Source organism: Fictibacillus sp. NRS-1165 (assembly GCF_050468105.1).
In the GTDB taxonomy this organism is placed as follows: Bacteria; Bacillota; Bacilli; order Bacillales; family Fictibacillaceae; genus Fictibacillus_C; species Fictibacillus_C terrinigri.
The window spans coordinates 26,191-44,249 of the sequence record NZ_JBDPNU010000038.1 but is presented as its reverse complement, the minus strand read 5'-3'; the positions used below and the strand labels follow the sequence as shown (position 1 = coordinate 44,249).

At 46.8% G+C, this 18,059-nt stretch carries 23 protein-coding genes and 1 other annotated feature; of the genes, 2 read left to right on the top strand and 21 right to left on the bottom strand.

Going from position 1 to position 18,059, the window contains the following annotated elements:
• Nucleotides 1–50 precede the first annotated feature (50 nt).
• The 9 genes from tyrS to ABHN01_RS16955 all read right to left on the bottom strand — a co-directional run bounded on the left by tyrS (nt 51) and on the right by ABHN01_RS16955 (nt 8,446).
• Nucleotides 51–1,295, bottom strand: coding sequence for a tyrosine--tRNA ligase (gene tyrS, locus ABHN01_RS16995; protein ID WP_429876512.1), 1,245 nt, complete (start codon nt 1,293–1,295; stop codon nt 51–53).
• 160 nt (nt 1,296–1,455) lie between these two features.
• Nucleotides 1,456–1,688 (bottom strand) — a binding site (T-box leader).
• 257 nt (nt 1,689–1,945) lie between these two features.
• On the bottom strand, nt 1,946–2,647 hold the full coding sequence (hisIE, locus tag ABHN01_RS16990) for a bifunctional phosphoribosyl-AMP cyclohydrolase/phosphoribosyl-ATP diphosphatase HisIE (RefSeq protein ID WP_429876511.1): 702 nt from the start codon (nt 2,645–2,647) through the stop codon (nt 1,946–1,948).
• Complete coding sequence (gene hisF, locus ABHN01_RS16985; RefSeq protein WP_290398265.1) at nt 2,644–3,402, bottom strand: imidazole glycerol phosphate synthase subunit HisF; 759 nt, start codon at nt 3,400–3,402, stop codon at nt 2,644–2,646. The genes hisIE and hisF overlap by 4 nt, the downstream gene beginning before the upstream one ends.
• Entirely contained in the window at nt 3,403–4,131 is a 729-nt protein-coding gene (gene hisA, locus ABHN01_RS16980; RefSeq protein WP_429876510.1) for a 1-(5-phosphoribosyl)-5-[(5-phosphoribosylamino)methylideneamino]imidazole-4-carboxamide isomerase, read from the bottom strand.
• A complete protein-coding gene (gene hisH, locus ABHN01_RS16975; protein ID WP_429876509.1) occupies nt 4,128–4,763 on the bottom strand; it encodes an imidazole glycerol phosphate synthase subunit HisH in 636 nt (211 codons plus the stop codon). The genes hisA and hisH overlap by 4 nt, the downstream gene beginning before the upstream one ends.
• The gene (gene hisB / locus ABHN01_RS16970; RefSeq protein ID WP_290398262.1) at nt 4,764–5,354 is read right to left on the bottom strand and encodes an imidazoleglycerol-phosphate dehydratase HisB; all 591 of its coding nucleotides are present in this window, start codon (nt 5,352–5,354) and stop codon (nt 4,764–4,766) included.
• On the bottom strand, nt 5,347–6,627 hold the full coding sequence (gene hisD / locus ABHN01_RS16965; RefSeq protein ID WP_429876508.1) for a histidinol dehydrogenase: 1,281 nt from the start codon (nt 6,625–6,627) through the stop codon (nt 5,347–5,349). The genes hisB and hisD overlap by 8 nt, the downstream gene beginning before the upstream one ends.
• Complete coding sequence (gene hisG / locus ABHN01_RS16960) at nt 6,624–7,268, bottom strand: ATP phosphoribosyltransferase (protein ID WP_429876507.1); 645 nt, start codon at nt 7,266–7,268, stop codon at nt 6,624–6,626. Before hisG ends, hisD begins: the two co-directional genes overlap by 4 nt.
• Complete coding sequence (locus tag ABHN01_RS16955) at nt 7,265–8,446, bottom strand: ATP phosphoribosyltransferase regulatory subunit (RefSeq protein ID WP_429876506.1); 1,182 nt, start codon at nt 8,444–8,446, stop codon at nt 7,265–7,267. Before ABHN01_RS16955 ends, hisG begins: the two co-directional genes overlap by 4 nt.
• A 259-nt stretch (nt 8,447–8,705) precedes the next feature.
• On the opposite strand from ABHN01_RS16955, the gene cax reads away from it, so the two are divergent.
• Together cax and ABHN01_RS16945 are read left to right on the top strand one after the other, a co-directional pair.
• Nucleotides 8,706–9,767, top strand: a complete 1,062-nt coding sequence (gene cax / locus ABHN01_RS16950) for a calcium/proton exchanger (protein WP_429876505.1) — start codon at nt 8,706–8,708, stop codon at nt 9,765–9,767.
• A gap of 190 nt (nt 9,768–9,957) precedes the next feature.
• A complete protein-coding gene (locus tag ABHN01_RS16945) occupies nt 9,958–10,962 on the top strand; it encodes a TlpA family protein disulfide reductase (protein ID WP_429876504.1) in 1,005 nt (334 codons plus the stop codon).
• A gap of 35 nt (nt 10,963–10,997) precedes the next feature.
• On the opposite strand, the gene ABHN01_RS16940 is transcribed toward ABHN01_RS16945, so the two are convergent.
• From ABHN01_RS16940 to ABHN01_RS16885, 12 genes are all read right to left on the bottom strand, one after another.
• Nucleotides 10,998–11,261, bottom strand: coding sequence for a GNAT family N-acetyltransferase (locus ABHN01_RS16940; protein WP_429876513.1), 264 nt, complete (start codon nt 11,259–11,261; stop codon nt 10,998–11,000).
• Between the two features lie 34 nt (nt 11,262–11,295).
• Nucleotides 11,296–11,442: a hypothetical protein gene (locus ABHN01_RS16935; RefSeq protein ID WP_429876503.1), complete on the bottom strand. Its 147-nt coding sequence runs from the start codon at nt 11,440–11,442 to the stop codon at nt 11,296–11,298.
• A 138-nt stretch (nt 11,443–11,580) separates the two neighbouring features.
• Nucleotides 11,581–12,162 (bottom strand): hypothetical protein, encoded by a 582-nt coding sequence (locus ABHN01_RS16930; RefSeq protein WP_429876502.1) that lies wholly within the window; start codon nt 12,160–12,162, stop codon nt 11,581–11,583.
• 87 nt (nt 12,163–12,249) lie between these two features.
• Nucleotides 12,250–12,765 carry an acyltransferase gene (locus tag ABHN01_RS16925; RefSeq protein WP_429876501.1) on the bottom strand — a complete coding sequence of 172 codons (516 nt, stop codon included), beginning with the start codon at nt 12,763–12,765 and terminating at the stop codon, nt 12,250–12,252.
• A gap of 1 nt (nt 12,766) precedes the next feature.
• Nucleotides 12,767–13,408 (bottom strand): pyrophosphatase PpaX, encoded by a 642-nt coding sequence (gene ppaX, locus ABHN01_RS16920; RefSeq protein ID WP_429876500.1) that lies wholly within the window; start codon nt 13,406–13,408, stop codon nt 12,767–12,769.
• Between the two features lie 49 nt (nt 13,409–13,457).
• On the bottom strand, nt 13,458–14,273 hold the full coding sequence (gene lgt, locus ABHN01_RS16915) for a prolipoprotein diacylglyceryl transferase (RefSeq protein ID WP_429876499.1): 816 nt from the start codon (nt 14,271–14,273) through the stop codon (nt 13,458–13,460).
• 33 nt (nt 14,274–14,306) lie between these two features.
• Complete coding sequence (gene hprK / locus ABHN01_RS16910) at nt 14,307–15,242, bottom strand: HPr(Ser) kinase/phosphatase (protein ID WP_290398251.1); 936 nt, start codon at nt 15,240–15,242, stop codon at nt 14,307–14,309.
• Between the two features lie 109 nt (nt 15,243–15,351).
• Entirely contained in the window at nt 15,352–15,876 is a 525-nt protein-coding gene (locus tag ABHN01_RS16905) for a GNAT family N-acetyltransferase (RefSeq protein WP_429876498.1), read from the bottom strand.
• 116 nt (nt 15,877–15,992) lie between these two features.
• Nucleotides 15,993–16,364 carry a phage holin family protein gene (locus ABHN01_RS16900; RefSeq protein WP_429876497.1) on the bottom strand — a complete coding sequence of 124 codons (372 nt, stop codon included), beginning with the start codon at nt 16,362–16,364 and terminating at the stop codon, nt 15,993–15,995.
• Nucleotides 16,365–16,559, bottom strand: a complete 195-nt coding sequence (locus ABHN01_RS16895; RefSeq protein WP_290398248.1) for a PspC domain-containing protein — start codon at nt 16,557–16,559, stop codon at nt 16,365–16,367. It abuts the gene before it with no gap.
• Between the two features lie 12 nt (nt 16,560–16,571).
• The gene (locus ABHN01_RS16890) at nt 16,572–17,630 is read right to left on the bottom strand and encodes a DUF4097 family beta strand repeat-containing protein (protein ID WP_429876496.1); all 1,059 of its coding nucleotides are present in this window, start codon (nt 17,628–17,630) and stop codon (nt 16,572–16,574) included.
• A 95-nt stretch (nt 17,631–17,725) separates the two neighbouring features.
• The gene (locus ABHN01_RS16885; RefSeq protein WP_290398246.1) at nt 17,726–18,028 is read right to left on the bottom strand and encodes a hypothetical protein; all 303 of its coding nucleotides are present in this window, start codon (nt 18,026–18,028) and stop codon (nt 17,726–17,728) included.
• Nucleotides 18,029–18,059: the final 31 nt, after the last annotated feature.

Here is an 18,059-nt window from a genome sequence, read left to right as displayed (position 1 = left end):
CACTTATTTAGGTTAGCTCATTTCTTGTATGAAGAAACGGTGGTTTTTATTTATAGCGTTAATTTTACAAACTTTCTTTTTCCTACTTGAACGATTGTATCATCTTTTATCTCAATCTCAAGTTTTATGTCTGAAACTTTTTCTCCATTAAGTTTCACTCCGCCGTTCTGGATCATTTTCCGTGCTTCGCTCTTGGAACTTAAAAGCCGGAGGCCGACGAGCAGATCGACGACGGCAGCAGTGCCAGATCCGTTCCACTTCATGGAAGGGATCTCATCAGGTACAGCTCCTTTTTGAAAAACAGCCCGAAAATGCTGTTCCGCTTTTTCCGCCGCTTCTTCCCCATGGAACATTCGAACAAAGGTCTTGCCCAGCCGAATTTTTGCATCGCGCGGGTGAAGGCGGCCAGCCTGTAGATCATCTTTCAGCTTGTTCTTTTCATCCATTGTGTAGTCGGTGGCCAATTCGATGTACTTTGGCATCAGCTCATCTGGAATGGACATCATTTTTCCGAACATCTCTTTCGGATCTTCATTGATCCCGATGTAGTTACCTTTGGATTTTGACATCTTCTCCACACCATCTAGCCCTTCAAGCAACGGAAGCAGCATCACCACCTGCTTTTCTTTCCCATAGTGTTCCTGAAGATGCCGGCCCATCAGCACGTTAAAATGCTGATCTGTCCCCCCCAGCTCAAGATCACTTTCCAGAATGACAGAATCGTAGCCTTGCATGAGCGGGTAGAAAAATTCATGCAGAGAAATCGGCTTGCCGGTTGAGATCCTCGCAGTAAAATCATTGCGTTCCAGCAGACGGGCAACGGTGATTTTCCCAGCGAGCTGGATCACATCCTCAAAATTCAGTTTGGAGAGCCAGTCGGCGTTGTAATGAAGCTCAACCTTGTCCATATCCAGTACTTTGCCGAACTGGTCAAAATAGGTCTGCGCATTGTGCCTCACTTCCTCATCCGTCAGCTGCTTCCGCACAGTGGATTTGCCTGTTGGATCTCCAATCCTACCCGTAAAATCACCGATGATCAGCTGGACGATATGGCCGTTATCCTGAAACTGCTTGAGCTTTTGCAGAACGACCGTATGGCCGATATGTACGTCAGGAGCCGAGGGATCTAAACCAAGCTTCACTTTTAACCGCTTTTTCTCGACCAATGATTTGGCGATCTTCTGTTTAAACTCGTCAGCAGGAATGATCTCCTGTACACCATTGGCATACAGCGCATATTGCCGCTCCACCTCTTTCGTTTGGTCAGCAGACAAGGTTTGAATAAAATCTTTCATCGTAATCATTCCTCCTTAATTTGAAAGCTGAAGCGCCCCACTAAGGCCTGACAAGCGCTGGAGCTCTTAAATAGCAACACGCTTTTTGTATTGAGGGTAAGAGTGAAGCGACCTCGAGGGCCTGGGCGCTGCAGCTATATAAAAAACCACATCCCTATAAAAAAGGGACGTGGTTTTGCACGCGGTACCACCCTTGTTGAAGCTGATTAAAGCTCCCACTCACGAATTAACGGTTCGGGCCGTTCTTTGTTACTGATCTGGCTCTAATAACCGACCGGTTCACAAAGAAAGTTCAAGGAGGTAATTCGTACCTGTCTGTGTACCGGTTACCACCACCCACCGGCTCTCTGAAACAGGGAGACAACTACTACTCATTCCTCTCATTACTTATTTCTCGTTTAGTTTCTCACTAGTTTAGTGTATTCGGAGGCAGATTTCAAGTTTATTTCAATGGTTATTTTGCTGATTCGTATGTTTGTTTATGGGTAGTGGTGCGCGAGGGAAAGTCTGAATATTCAGATCGGATCGATTAAGTGCTTGTTGGCTCAATTTTTTGAAATTGGGCTCATTTATCCCTAATTTATGCTTAACTATGCATTTCCCCATCACAAAAAAGCCGCCGGACAACCCGGCGGCTTCATATTTACTCACTATTTTCGATCCTTGGAGGTATGGCGTTCCTCTAAAACACCTAAAACCTCAGCAAACGGAAGCTTTTGTTCCTGCAAAAGAACAAGCAGATGGTAGATCAGGTCGGCTGCTTCCCATTTTAGTTCTTCCTTGTCGCGGTTTTTAGCGGCAATGATCACTTCTGAAGCCTCTTCTCCGACCTTCTTCAAGATCTTGTCCACCCCTTTATCGAAAAGATACGTGGTGTACGCCCCTTCTGGCATCTGCTGTTCTCTCTGAGCAATCAGCCGCTGCAGCACATTAAGTATTTCAGGAGATTTACCTCCTGCCTTGCCCGGAACCACATCGCCGTACGACGTAGTTCCGTCGGCCGCCGGCACGTTGGCGGCTGTCACCGAACCTCGAAGCGAAGCCTCGCCAGAAAAACAACTCTCTGCTCCCGTATGGCACGCCGGCCCTTGTGGATCAACAAACACGACGAGGGCATCCTGGTCGCAGTCCATGCGGATATCCACTACTTTCTGTATATTGCCGGATGTGGCGCCCTTGTGCCAGAGCTCCTGGCGGGAACGGCTGTAGAATACCGTTTCACCAATCTCGAGTGTTTTTTTCAATGATTCTTCATTCATATAGGCAAGGGTGAGTACCGTTTTCGTACGGGCATCCTGAACAATCGCGGGCACCAGCCCTTTTTCATCAAACTTTACGGAAGACACTTTCATCGGATCACCATTCCTTTTCCTTTTAACTCTCTCTTTACTTCCCTTACTGACGTTTCTTTGTAGTGAAAGATGCTGGCAGCAAGCCCCGCATCTGCTTTTCCTTCAGTGAAGGCTTCGTAAAAATGCTGTGCGTTTCCAGCTCCGCCAGATGCGATCACTGGGACCGTAACGGCTTCACTTACTGCCTTCGTGAGTTTCAGGTTAAATCCGCTCTTCTCTCCATCCTGGTCCATGCTTGTCAGCAGAATCTCGCCCGAACCCCGTTTCACCGCCTCTTTCGCCCAGGCGGTCACTTCCCACTCGGTTGGTTTTCTGCCGCCGTGTGTGTAGACACGCCACGAACCAAGAGTTTCATCATACTTGGCATCGATGGCCGTGACGATACATTGAGAACCGAAGTAATCAGCGCCCTCCGTAATAAGTTCAGGACGCAAAAGAGCGGCCGTATTCACGGACACCTTGTCGGCGCCTGCACGCAGCACACGTTTCATGTCTTCAAGGGAATTGATGCCTCCTCCTACAGTAAAAGGGATGGCCAGTTGGCTCGCCACCCGTTCAACCACGTCAATCATCGTCTGGCGGCCTTCGTGAGAGGCAGAAATATCAAGAAAGACAAGCTCATCCGCGCCTTCCCGGTCATAAAAGGCAGCAAGTTCGACCGGATCGCCCGCATCAATGAGGTTGACGAACTGTACGCCTTTTACCACCCTGCCCTCTTTGACATCCAGGCAGGGAATGATTCGTTTTGTCAGCATTTATTTCACCTTCTCCAGTGCTTCCTGTAATGTAAACCGGCCTGTGTACAGGGCTTTTCCAATTATCGCACCGCCGATGCCCCTGTGGTCGTTTTTCAGTACTTGAAGGTCCTCCAATGAGCTGATGCCTCCGGATGCGATCACGTTTTTACCCGTTAAACCGGCAAGCTGTCCAATGGCTTCTGTGTTCGGCCCTTGAAGTGTGCCGTCCTTTGAAATATCGGTAAAAATAAACGTTTCGGCTCCTTCAGCAGCCAGCCGCTCAGCCAGGTCTGAAGCCTTTATCTCTGAATTAATCAGCCATCCTTCTGTCGCCACATACCCTTCTCGAGCATCGATTCCGACCGCAATTTGCTCTCCATACGTACGAAGCATTTTCATTACAAACTCTGGATCTGAGATCGCTGCGCTTCCTAAGATCACCCGGTCCACTCCCTCTTCCAGATAGAAAGCCACATCCTCTTCGGTGCGTATGCCTCCCCCAACTTGTACAGAAACCTCAAGTTCCTTGGCGACTCGGACAGCATGCTGATGGTTGACCCGTTCTCCAGCCTTCGCCCCATCGAGATCGACCATATGGATCCACTTTGCACCTGCTTCCGCAAATTGCTTTGCCATATCAAAAGGGGAGTCCCCATACACGGTTTCCTGGCTATAATCTCCCTGCAGCAGCCTCACGCATTTGCCGCCGCGCATATCAATGGCCGGATACAATATAAATTCACTCATGCTTTCGCCCCCTCTGCCAGTTTACAAAAATTGCTTAGAATCGTCATGCCGGTCTCTGAACTTTTTTCCGGATGAAATTGTGTTCCGAATATGTTGTTTTGCCCGACCACCGCTGGCACGCTTCGGTCACCGTAATGTGCCTGGGAGATCACACACGCGCTGTCATCCGTCTGAACGGCGTAGGAATGAACAAAATAAACATAGCCTTCATCCAGATTTTCAATGAGAGGAGACGTCCGGTTGTACTCAAGTTTATTCCAGCCCATATGCGGTACTTTGTACGTCTCCCCGCTGCACGTTACTCCTGAGAACCGTTCTACCGTTCCTGGAAGCAGACCCAACCCCTTGGTGATGCCATTTTCTGCGCTTTCTTCAAAAAGAAGCTGCATGCCGAGGCATATACCGAGAAGAGGCTTTCCTGCCGCCGCTTCGGCTTTTATAAAATCTGCTAATCCAGTTCCATTTAAAATGCTCATCGCATCCTTAAACGAGCCGACACCCGGAAGAAGAAGCTTATCCGCTTTTGCGAGCTCTTCTTTTTGATCCGACAGAAAATAAGGCTGATCCAGACGTTTCAAGGCTGAACTGACGGAGTAAAGGTTCCCCATTCCGTAATCAATGATCCCGATCATCTACAACATCCCCTTTGTTGAGGGAACACCCTTCACGCGGGGATCGATGAGGGTCGCCTCATCCAATGCCTTCGCGAACGCTTTAAAGACAGCTTCAATCATATGATGTGTGTTAGTGCCGTAGTGAACAATCACATGAAGATTCATTCGAGCTTCCAGTGCAAGCTTCCAGAAGAACTCGTGCACAAGCTCCGTATCAAATGTTCCAACCTTTTGAGAAGGAAATTCTGCACGAAACTCCAGATGAGGACGGTTGCTCAAATCGATGGCTACCTGGGCAAGGGTTTCATCCATCGGAACAAAAGCGTTCCCGTAACGTTTGATTCCTTTTTTATCACCAAGCGCTTCTTTTATCGCTGTTCCAAGACAGATTCCGACGTCCTCCGTCGTATGGTGGTCATCAATTTCCGTGTCGCCCGCAGCTTTCACAGTCAGATCAAATAGTCCATGGCGGGTAAACCCGTCCAGCATGTGGTTCAGGAAAGGAACAGGCGTATCAATTTCTGCCACTCCCTCTCCATCAATAGAAAACTTCAGAGCAATCTGGGTTTCTTTTGTATTTCTTTCTATTGAATAGGTTCGGTTACTCATCTTCCTTTTCCCCCAATCGTTTCTCCACAGCCCGTGCGTGTGCTTCAAGTCCTTCAAGCCGGGCGAATGCGGCAATTTTTTTCGCGTTATCCTGGATCGCTCTTTCACTGTACATGATGACACTTGATTTTTTCGTAAAATCGTCTACATTAAGCGGGGATGAAAAACGTGCGGTTCCGCTCGTCGGCAAGACGTGGTTGCTGCCGGCAAAATAATCGCCAACAGGCTCTGAGCTGTTGGGACCGAGAAAGATAGCGCCTGCATGTTTGATTTGCCCCAGCAGTTCCGTCGGGTTTTGCGTCATAACCTCCAAATGCTCCGGAGCGATCTCATTGATCAAATCGATGCCATCTTTCAAGCTCTCCACGAGATAGATGGCTCCATAATCGCGTATTGCTCGTTCTGCAATCTCTCTTCGAGGAAGGGTCTGGAGCTGTTTGTCCACTTCCTTTGCCACTTGCTCTGCCAGTGCTTCTGACGTGGTAACCAAGACAGAGGCTGATCTCGGATCATGTTCAGCCTGTGACAGCAGGTCGGCAGCAATATAGGCAGGATTGGCGGTTCCATCCGCCAAAACAGCGATTTCACTCGGGCCAGCGATCATGTCAATATCAACCGTACCGAATACTTCACGTTTGGCCAGCGCCACATAAAGATTTCCGGGCCCGACGATTTTATCCACGCTCTTGATTGTTTCCGTACCATACGCCAGCGCCCCAATCGCCTGTGCCCCTCCGATTTTAAAGATTGCAGCCACACCGCTTTCATTGGCCGCTACCAGTACACCTGCCGGGAGCTTACCGTTTTTGTCAGGTGGTGAAACCAGCACGATCCGCTCTACGCCGGCGACTTTTGCCGGAGTTACACCCATAAGCACGGAAGATGGATATGCTGCAGTACCCCCGGGAACATAGACTCCTACTGAATCGAGAGGTATTATCTTCTGTCCGAGCATTGTACCGTCCGGCCGTGTGAAGAACCAGGATTGCTTTTTTTGCTGAACATGGTACTCCTCGATGTTCTTTGCGGCTTCTTTTATGATTTCGACCAATTCATCGTCCATTTCCTGATAGGCCTGCTGAATTTCTTCTGGTGACACCAGCAGTTCCTCGAGCATCACCCCGTCGAACTTCTCGGTCAGCTCATAAAGCGCGGCATCTCCTTGTTCCTTCACCTGGTTTAAAATGTCCTGGACAGAAAGCAGCTGAGCTTCAGTGTCCTGATCGATGCTTCGCTTTACAGTTTTTATGTCTACCGCCCGCTCAATCTTCACAGTACTTCCTCCTTGCTCTCCACCACTTTGCTGAGGCGTTCGACCAGCTCATCGATCACCCCTGATTTCATTCGGTAGCTGGCCGGGTTAACGATCATCCTGGAAGTAATCCCCTGGATTTTTTCCATTTCTACCAGGCCGTTTTCCTTTAACGTTCTTCCGGTCGAAACAATATCCACGATGCGATCTGCGAGTCCGATCAGCGGAGCCAGCTCGATGGAACCATTTAATTTGATGATCTCCACCTGTTCTCCCTGCTCTCTGAAATACTGTGCCGCTACATTCGGATATTTCGTTGCGATCTTGGGAGCAACCGAGTTTTCCTTCTGTCCGGGAAGGCCGGCCACTGCGAGATAACAGTCGCTGATCTTTAAATCAAGGACTTCATATACGTCCCGTTCCTCTTCAAGCATCACATCTTTCCCTGCGATCCCAACATCGGCAACGCCATGTTCCACATAAGTCGGAACGTCCATCGGCTTGGCCAGGATAAACCGCATTCCTGCTTCTTCTATTTCAATAATGAGTTTTCTGGAATCTTCAAATTCGGGAGGCAGCGGATAATCCGCCTGGCGCAAAAGCTCTACCGCTTCCTGAAAAATACGCCCCTTAGGCATGGCTACCGTTAATAAGCTGCTCATTTTACCTCCCCTTTCTCCGATTTACCGATATAATAAATGACTTCTTCGAAACGGCCGCTGTATTCATCCACATTTCCGACACCTGAAATATCCTGTACAACCGCAGACTCCCCTTTTTCGCGAAGCTCTCTTGATTTTACGATTGCTTCTTTTCTCCGTTCCGGACTAAATACGATGCATGTACGGGGGTTGACAGGCTCCTTTACGTCCAGTGCCTCGATGAAGTAATCAAGGCGTATCCCGAATCCAATAGCCTGAGCACTCCTGCCAAATTCATCGAGCAGCTGATCATATCTTCCTCCGCTGCATAACGGGAAACCGAGTTCTTTCGTATAGCCTTCAAATACGATTCCCGTGTAATAGCTCATGTGGCTGAAGAGAGTAAAATCGAGGATCACTTTATCTTTTACTCCATACATATCTAAAATAGAGAATAGCTCCTGCAGATCAGCGACTGCCTTTTGCCCGCCGGCTGCCGCGATTTGTTTGGCCTCTTCCAGGATTTCTTCGCTTCCACGCAGCTGAAGCAGGTCGAGCAATCGCTTTTTATCGATGGACGAAAGTGCCAGGTTTTTCACATGGCTGGCGTAGCCGACATAATTTTTTTCATATAAAAACCTCAAAAGCTCTTCTGCTCTTTCTGCATTTCCAAGGACTTCAAGAAAAAGTTCATTAAGAAAGCCGATATGTCCCACGGCCACTTTAAATTCATCCAGTCCAGCTTTAGAGAGAGCGGACACCATGAGTGCGATGACTTCTGCATCCGCACTTGAAGTTCCATCACCGATCAGTTCAACGCCCACTTGTTCAAATTCCGCCGGCCGGCCGCCCTCCCGCTGCTGTGAACGGAAAACAGCCGAATCATACGCCAAACGGATAGGATACGAAACATTTTTCATACTGGAAGAAACCACACGGGCGATCGGGGCCGTCATGTCCGGTCTTAGGACGAGCGTCTTCCCTTCTGAATCCAGGAGTTTGAAGAGCTGCTGATCCAGGATGGCAGATGCTTCGCCTACCGTGTCATAATATTCTAATGTAGGAGTCTGAATGAACTGATACCCCCAGCCTTTAATTTCTTGTTCCATCACCTGACGAACCTGCTGTTTTACTTGATATAGTAAGGGAAGAGTATCTCTCATCCCCATTGGCTTTTCGAATACAAACGGCTTTGACATCGTCTCACACCTTCACTATGCTTTAGTTCGCTAATATACTACCAAGATAAAATATACGTTGTAGTCTACACTTCTTTTATGGATTCGTCAACCGAAAGAGCAGAAAAGGAATAGCTTGCAGGCTATCCCAATTTATCGATAAAATATGTTACATACGAGTGAAAAAGGGAATACTTGATGGGAGCTGCAACAAAAGGATACATCTTGAAGACAATTTAGTATTACACGAAAAAAACACTACTATAAAGGAGCATACATATTGGTTAATCGTATTTTTTTCATCGGAATTATATTAGGAATTCCTTTATCAGTGGCCGCCAGCCTGATGCATTGGCCGGCAGTTGCATCATTCATTATTTATTGCTTCACGATTATTGCTCTTGCTTCCTTCATGGGAAGAGCAACGGAGAGTCTCGCCATTACGGTCGGCCCAAGGATCGGAGGGCTCCTGAACGCCACCTTCGGCAATGCTGTAGAGCTGATCATTTCTATTTTTGCCTTAAAAGCTGGATTAGTTTCGGTCGTGCTCGCTTCTTTAACAGGTTCAGTCTTGGGGAACCTTTTGCTTGTAGGGGGACTTTCTTTCTTTATCGGCGGATTAAAGTTTAAACGGCAAAAATTTAATGTGCATGATGCCCAGCACAACGCAGGATTAATGATTTTTGCCATAGTCGTAGCTTTTGTTTTCCCTGAGGTTTTCTCATTGACGCTTGATAACCACGAATCTTTTACATTGAGCGTTTGGGTGTCAGCCATCATGATTTTCCTCTACTTGGCAGCCCTCTATTTTAAGCTTGTGACCCACCGCGGTGTTTATGCTTATGAAGAAGAAACGGGGCCGCATAATGAAGAAGAAACCGCAGAGTGGACAAAGAAAAAATCGATTATTATATTATTTCTCGCCACTTTAGCAGTTGCGTACATTTCAGAAAACCTCGTTCACACGTTTGAAGAAGTAGGAAAAACACTCGGCTGGAGTGAAGTCTTCATCGGGATCATCATCGTCGCGATCGTCGGTAACGCCGCTGAACATGCCTCGGCAGTATTGATGGCTTACAAGAACAAAGTTGGCGTGACCGTGGAAATCGCCGTCGGTTCCACATTGCAGATCGCCATGTTTGTTGCTCCTGTTCTTGTTCTGGCTTCCGCATTCTTCGAAAAGCAGATGTCACTCGTCTTCTCCCTGCCTGAACTCGTCTCAATGGTTTTAGCCGTGTTCCTAACCATCTCCCTGACGAATGACGGGGATACCAACTGGTTCGAAGGCTTGACCCTTCTTGCAGCCTACCTGATCATGGGTGTCGGGTTTTATCTTTTGTAACAGCTGACATGGATTAAGATTGAAAGGTTTATAAAACACAGGCGAAGGAGATGAACTGGTTCATTTCCTTCTTCTTTTTATGTGCTAAAACGTTCTCCTTTTTGTATTTTCTCTAACATACTTGTCCTTTTCCATGGATAAGGTAATAGTAAGACTAACACTTATGTTTAGAAGAAGGCGGTGAAGGCCGATGCCGGAAGTTATTCAGCTGGGTTCCCTGCATTTAAACTCTCAGCTTTTGCTCCTCTTGTTATCTGGAATGTTTGCTTATGCAGTGGTGAATGTTAAAGCAAAAAAGGAAAAGGCCGCGTTTACAGAAATCCATCTCTTATGGAATGCTGTAACCCTGTTGCTGATCATTTGGAAGATCAGCTATTTCATTTTTCATCCATTGCTGACGTTCAGGCATCCCAGTTCCCTTCTTTATTTTTCAGGAGGCACACCGGGGTTGGTTTTGGGAGTGATCACAGCAGGTTCGTATGTATTCGTTTCTTTGAGCAGATCGAATGCTTCAGTATCCTTGTTGTTATCCACTGGCACACTCTCTGGAGCTGCCTTCTACCTGTTCTATGGAGGTGTTCATGCGTTCTGTGAAAGAACGATCGTGTCCACTGCGCTTTTCACCGTTGTATTCGGGCTGTTTATGGTTCTTGTATTCATGAAAAACAAACGTGTGCATAGACTTAGCTCCATCGTTTTTGCAGCTCTTGCTCTGTTTTCATTCTCTGCAGCGCCATTCGGAGAGAAGAGTTACCCAGCCGCTGAAGCAGGAATATCAGGATTGAAAAGGGGCAACATCCCGCCTGAGTTTACACTGAAAACAATTGACGGAAGGACACTCTCCCTTTCCCAGTATAAAGGAAAAACAGTCTTCCTTAATTTTTGGGCAAGCTGGTGCCCTCCGTGCCAGGCTGAGATGCCGGAAATGCAGCAGTTTCAAAAGAAACACGGCGGCAGGGATGCGGTCATTTTGGCAGTGAATCTTACGTCTGAAGATTCAAGAACAGCTGCCAGAGCATTTGCCCAAACACATCAAGTCACCTTCCCGGTATTGTTGGATGAACAGGGAAAAGTCAGTCGCAAATACCATGCTTTTACCCTGCCTACGACCTATGTTATCGACAAAAGCGGCAGAGTTGCTCAGCTCCATATCGGCCCTCTGAATGCAGACACGATGGAATCGCTGCTTCCATAGATCATCACAATTTCTTTCCAGAAAGAATAGTAGCCTTAATTTTTCTCGGCGGTTTCCCTACAGTATTTTCCGAAAAGAATAGAATAGCGTTCATAGCCCATCTTGTTTTCATAGAACCGATTGGCATCTTTCCTCTGAATACCGGACTCCAGTGTAGCAAATTCGCAGCCCTGTTCTTTCGCCCAATGATGCACATAATCCAGCAGTTTTTCTCCACACCCCTTTGATCGGTAATCCGCAAGAGTGACGAGATCATAGACAAAAATATGCTTTTTATTATAAAAATTGGTTCGTATGATAATACCAGCTGCAGCTGCTGTTATTCCTTCGTGTTCAAGGGCAAAAAAGACGGTATCCCTCCTTGGACATGGAACTGATGAGCTCCAGATACTCCTGGGACAGTGCCGTTCTCAGCTCCTTCATCACGGAAAACCCTTTGAGGCACTCGGACGCTCCGATCAATTCTTTTACCGTTCCCACCATCTTTTCCCTGTCTAACCCTCCATTTCAGCTACCTTAGTTATTTCTCTAAATGATGCGGAATTCCTTGAACGGCCGTATTTTAAACAAAATAAAAAAATCAACGCCTTTGCAAGCATTGATTTTTCCAAGTAGAATTTAATGTTTTCTGCGCAGCCGCCTAACTTTTACAAATTGAGAGACAAACTTCTTAACTTCTAAATCGCGGTACAATAAATAAAACCGGTGATGATGTCCGTCCTTCATTTCAGACAGGCTGCAATCCAGGTGTTCGTCTAATTCTTTTCGTGAAACATTGACTGTATATATTTTGCCATGGTTCGGAATTTCGATGGTTACATGATTAAGGAAATGGAGTTCTTTCAGCAGATAAACCGTGGAATCAAGGAGTAGTTGGTACACTGCGTCTTCAGTGCCTAAGTAGTGTAGGTAGTCTTCTTTCGCTAGTGCGGAATACGGAACCAGCCTGCGATAGGATGCAAAATCTCCAAAATAATAGATCCTGGCTTTGTCATCATGCAGCTCATAGTGCTTAACAAACGAGCTTCCCTTTAACCGGGAAACTGCGGTGCGAAAACGGTAAGCGTCTCTAGTTGCAAGAAGTTCTGTGTTGTTGCTGGCTTGGGATGCAGAATGCTGACTCATGGAGCAATCATCCATGAGATGGCCTACTTTGAATGTATCTCTTACAAAAAATATGGAAAAAGACTTCCGATTCAAATTTCTTCCCTCCTGCTTACCGAGTTGTCTTGTTACTAGTATACTCCTTTCATCATAAAAACCCAAGAGCCGAAAGCACGACAAAATTCAACTTTTTTCCCGCTCCAGGCCTTCCATTTCCTCTTTCGTATAAATGATCTGCATGGGGTTCCCGCCGACAAAGGCTCCTTCCGGCACATCTTTATGAACGAGTGTACCGGCTGAAACAACGGCACCGTTTCCAATCGTCACTCCCGGGAGGATTGTGCTGTTCGCACCGATCATCACTTCATCACCAATGATCACATCACCAAGCCGGTACTCCCGAATTAAATATTCATGAGCGAGAATGGTCGTGTTATAGCCGATCACCGTGTTTCTGCCGATCGAAATCCGTTCGGGAAACATGACATCCAGCATGACCATCAAAGCGACTGCCGTATCCTCTCCTACCTTCATTCCAAGAAACGTCCGACAGATCCAGTTTTTCACGGGCAGGAAGGGCGTATAGCGCGATACCTGAATGGCAACGAAATTTTTCGCTACCTTCCAAAAAGGCACGGTCGCATAGACCTGGTAGAGTGAGTTTTTGCCTTGGACAGCATACCGTTCCGTCTTCCTCAATTTAGTTCTCCCCTAAAACAGCAAGTAGGTCTGTCATGTGATCAAGCATATAATCCGGCGAAAATTCTTCAAGATATTCTCGGCCTCGAATGGTCCAGGCCACCCCTGCTGTTTTAGTGCCTGCATTTTTTCCTGATAGAATATCATACTTGCTGTCGCCGATCATGATCGCTTCCTCTGGTTTAGCATTTAGCAGTGCCAGCGCTTTTTCCACAGGTTCAGCATCCGGCTTCGCTCGCTCTACATCATCGAGCGAAACGATCGTCTCAAAGAAATGGTCAAGGCCTGCGAGTTTAAGGCCCAAATGAACCGAGTTCCTCATTTTCGTTGTTACGATACCCAGTTTATAGCCATTCTTATGCAGCGTCTCTATCGTTTCAATAACCCCTTCAAACTCTGTAACGAGCTCATCGTGATGAGAGAGGTTATGATCTTTGTAAGTTTCTATGAGTTCCTTCACTTGGTTCTTATCAAAGAGTTCCATCGTCTCTGTCAGAGGCATACCCATCAGGGGAATGATATGTTCACGGTTGTACTGTTCTGGAAAAAACTTATCAAGCGTGTGAAGATAGGAGGCAATGATCAGCTCGTTCGTGTTAATGAGTGTTCCGTCTAAATCAAATAAAGCCGTATTGATTTTCATAGGAATTCCTTTCTTGTTGTTTGTTTTATGTAAAGGTCAGCCGAGCGGCTCACCCTTCCAGGTAGCGTTTCTCGGACATGCCCGTTTTGCGTCGATAGATGATTAAACTGACCGACAAGACGATCAGGACGAGTGAGATCACTTGGGCGATCCTTAAGTTTGATGTCAGCATCAGGCTATCCGTCCGCAAGCCTTCAACGAAAAATCTCCCGATGGAGTACCAGATCACATAGCTGAAAAACAGCTCTCCCCGTTTAAGGTTTGCTTTTCTCAGTAACATGAGGATCACAAATCCGGCTAAATCCCAAAGTGATTCATATAAAAAAGTAGGGTGATAGTACGCTCCGTTAATGTACATCTGATTCACGATAAAATCCGGAAGATGCAGCGTATTCTCCAAAAAGCTCCGGCTCACCGGCCCGCCATGTGCCTCCTGATTCATAAAGTTGCCCCAGCGCCCGATTCCCTGTCCCAGTATGATGCTCGGTGCTGCGATGTCCGCAAGCTTCCAGAAGGAGATGCCGCGCATTTTTGAAAAAATAAAAGCTGTTAAAAATGATCCGATGAGCGCACCATGAATGGCGATGCCCCCTTCCCAGATCGCGATGATTTTATTGGGATGCTTGCTGTAAAAGTCCCACTCAAATGAGACATAATAAATGCGCGCACAGATGATCGCTATCGGCACCGCCCACATGACGACGTCCACGAACGTATCTTTTCCGAGCCCGCGGCGTTCAGATTCCCTGACGGCAATCCAAAGGCCGAGCAAAGCTCCAAGCCCGATGATCACCCCATACCAATAGACGGTTATGGGGCCTAGTTCGAAAGCAACCCTGTCGATCGGTTGAATACTAGAGTCCACGTTTCCACTTCCTTTTTTCTTTCTTTTCTATGATTATAAATCTTCATCGTCTCCTGATGCGATCGCATCTGTCAATCTGTCGTTAAACTGCTTGGCTGCATTCATACCCATCCGTTTCAGGCGGAAGTTCATCGCAGCAACTTCTATAATGACAGCAAGGTTGCGTCCCGGCCGAACAGGCACCGTTAGAATCGGCACCTCAGTGTCAAGTATCGGCATGGTCTCTTCCTCTAGACCCAGACGATCGTAGACCTTTTTGGAATCCCACGTTTCCAGGTTGATAATGAGAGAAATCTTTTTATAGTTACGGACTGCTCCCGCACCAAACAGCGTCATGACATTTATGATGCCAAGACCGCGGATCTCGAGCAGATGCTGGATCAGCTCGGGTGCGCTCCCCACGAGGGTCTCTTCATCTTCCTGGCGGATTTCTACCGAATCATCCGCAACGAGGCGATGGCCCCGTTTCACTAGCTCTAGTGCGGTTTCACTTTTTCCTACCCCGCTGTCTCCTTTAATAAGCACTCCGATTCCATATATATCAACTAAAACACCATGAACAGCGGTCATTGGTGCAAGACGGCTTTCCAAATAATTGGTCAGTCGGCTCGACAGGCGGGTGGTGGTCATTTTCGTCCGCATGATCGGCACGCCTGTCCCATGAGAGGCTATCAGGAGCTCTTTTGGCACTTCCATTTCCCGAGAGATGATGATGCCCGGTGTTTCATCTGTGCACAGCTGCTCCAGCCGCTGTCTGCGAATTTGCGAAGGCAGCTCGCTGATAAAAGAAAGTTCTGTTTTTCCAAGAAGCTGAAGGCGCTCCGCCGGGTAATAGGTATAATACCCAGCCATCTCCAGTCCGGGGCGGGAAATATCACTGGTCGTAATGGTACGGTGCACGCCTTCTTCCCCGCTGACCAGTTCAAGCTGAAATTTATCGATCAACTCTTTTGTATGTACTTTCGCCATGGTTTCCTCCTATTGTTCATCCATTCCACTATTATTGTAACACTAAGGACAATACGGTAACAAAATTCATTTTTGAAAAAAATTTACCATCCTGAAGCCCTAGTGTCTGCTATTCTCCCGATGCATAAACACGTGTGCGGTTTCCATTGAAGAAGACCGTTTTCTCATAGGCCATTCCCAGTTTTTTCGCCACAGCGATCGACGCTGCATTCTTTGGATGAATGAGAGAGATCAGCCTGCCGTACTTTAGCTGATTTTTTCCATAGGACGTGAAAAAAGCAGCGGCTTCTGAAGCAAACCCTTGCCCCCAATAGGGTTTGGCCAGCCAGTAGCCGATCTCCGTCTCTTTCCGGCCCTCAACGACCTGCCGGACCAGGCCAGCGTGCCCGATCGGCTCCTCTGTCTCCTTCAGCTGGATCACATAAAGTCCCAATCCATTCTTGTATCCGGGAAGGATCCAATTCTCTAAACTTTTCCATGCTTCCTTATTTGTTTTGGTTAATCCCTTGCCTATGTATCGCACAACATCAGGCTGCCCCCACAAAGACGCATAAAACTCAAGATCCTCCATCGTGTACTGCCTGAACTGCAGCCTTTGAGTCTCCACTGTATCCCCCCTCCCCACGCTGCCCATTTGGTATTTTCGCGTTGACTTTTAACCATCCGTGGTGCCTGGCACCGCAGACTTTTTCTACCCCAATTCTAAGGTGCCTGGAACCACACCTCATTGATTAATCTGAAAAAGCGCCCCTAGTTGGAACGCTTCTTTTTTTGCATAGGTTCGATAATAAAGTTCTGAATGAGCAGGTTTAAAATGGAGATAATGATGGCTGCCAAAAAGGCGGCTCCAAATCCATCGATATCAAATTGATCCCCCATGACCTGTGCTGTCAGCATGAGCAGGATAGCATTTATTACGATAAGGAACAGCCCGAATGTGAGCACAGTGACAGGCAGGGTCAGCAAGACCAATATAGGCTTAATAAATAAGTTAAAGATGGAAAGGATGACGCTGGCCAAAAAAGCAGCACCTGCTCCTTCCAGGTGAAAAGGTGGATAATAGCCTGCAACAACCATGAGAACAACGGTGTTGACAAGTAAAGATATGAACCAGTTAAACATTTACTGCACTCTACTTTCTTCAGGAATGATAAGCATAGCAATCAAATAACCGATAACGACAGGGGCTACTGCCGTTGCGATCAAAGCAACAATGAAGATCAGGCGGATGATGGTAGCATCCACAGAGAAATAATCAGCAATCCCGCCGCATACACCTGCTAATTTCCGGTCACTCGAACGAACAAGTCTTTTCATGGTGTCACTCCTTTATTTAACCTTCAGAATGGCGATGGATCCTGTCTTGGCTTCCGCTTCCATCCGGTAAGCCGGTTCGTTTCCTTTATTAGCAATAAAACGAAGAAACTTCTTCGTTACTTCCTTTTTTTGCTCCAAGACTTCCATTACGTCAAAATCACTGACCAGGCCTCCGACATACGTTTTTAAACTGGCCTCTACTTCAAGTGACTCCGGCAATTCTGCTTCTATTTTACCCGTGACTGTTTTTAAAGATGCATATCCAGTCGCCGGAGCGTCTAATCGATAATAGATCGAGCCATTAATGGTTTCAATACGGATGTCATCCACCTTTCCATTCAGGCGAACCGGACCATTCATGGTCTCAGCAATGAGCTCTTTCCATTCGCTTTCCTTTAAGGTAATGCTTCCGTTGGACGCTTCTGCCTTCAGCTTCTCTCCGCTGCAATTATTGACGAACAACGAGCCAATCGTAGTTTTTAAAGCCATTTGCCGGCCTTCACAATCGCCAACTTTAATTCCGCCATTAAACGTCACAAGTTTGATCTCCTGATAAATCTTTTTGGGGACCGAGATGACGGCATTTACTTTCTGATGCTTATTTCGGGCGTAAAAACGCAGGCAGGTGGCATCACAATCATAAAACGTTTCGTTGCGGAACTTTGTTTTTGCTGCTGTGCCTTCCGGAATCTTATAGACTTCCGCCTGACATTCAATCTGAACATCGTTTCTCTCCCAAGGAACAACAGTGATGGATCCATTATAAATCTCGATATCAATAGCCTCAAACATAACATGACGGTCTTCAAAAATGTAGTGAACGTCCTCATGCGGACCAAAGTTCAGATCAAAATCAACCGTCTTGATCCGCTTAACGACTCTGTTGATGAATTTCCCCATTTTAAAGCCTTTGGAAGTATCCTTTTTTGTACTTTTTAATTTATTAGTCAACGTCCCGGATGGCAGCGCAAACCCTTTTTTATGGTTAACCGCGAGCAATAGTTTCTCAGCTTCCTCAGCTGAAATCTTGCCTTCATTAAGCATGGTTAAAATCATTTTTCGCTCTTCCATATGAAATTGACGCCCCCTTCAAAGTTTTAAAAAACCGGCGCCGGCTGATTCTAGGCTGCTTTCTACTGTTCCGGTCAATACATGCTGACATTCAACTATCGGGTAAAAACTTTAATTCCCTGCATTATATTCCACACCATAATGGCTAATGAAGTAAGGCCGAATAAGATCACACTCACGATGATCGCCTTCATATTAAACTCTGTTTCAGCCGAGATGATAATCCCCAGCGGTATCGCGATAAGCGGGAAAAGATGCGATAAAAAAGCTCTTTTGGCATGCTGGATCACCTCTTGATCCGGAACCGCAAAATAAACGACCGCCGGAAAGAGAAAGGGTGCAAAAAACAGGCTGAAATAACAAAATGCCGATACAAAACGTCTTACATTTGGATTCATGCTGTGTCTCCTCCTGAAATCTAGAACAACG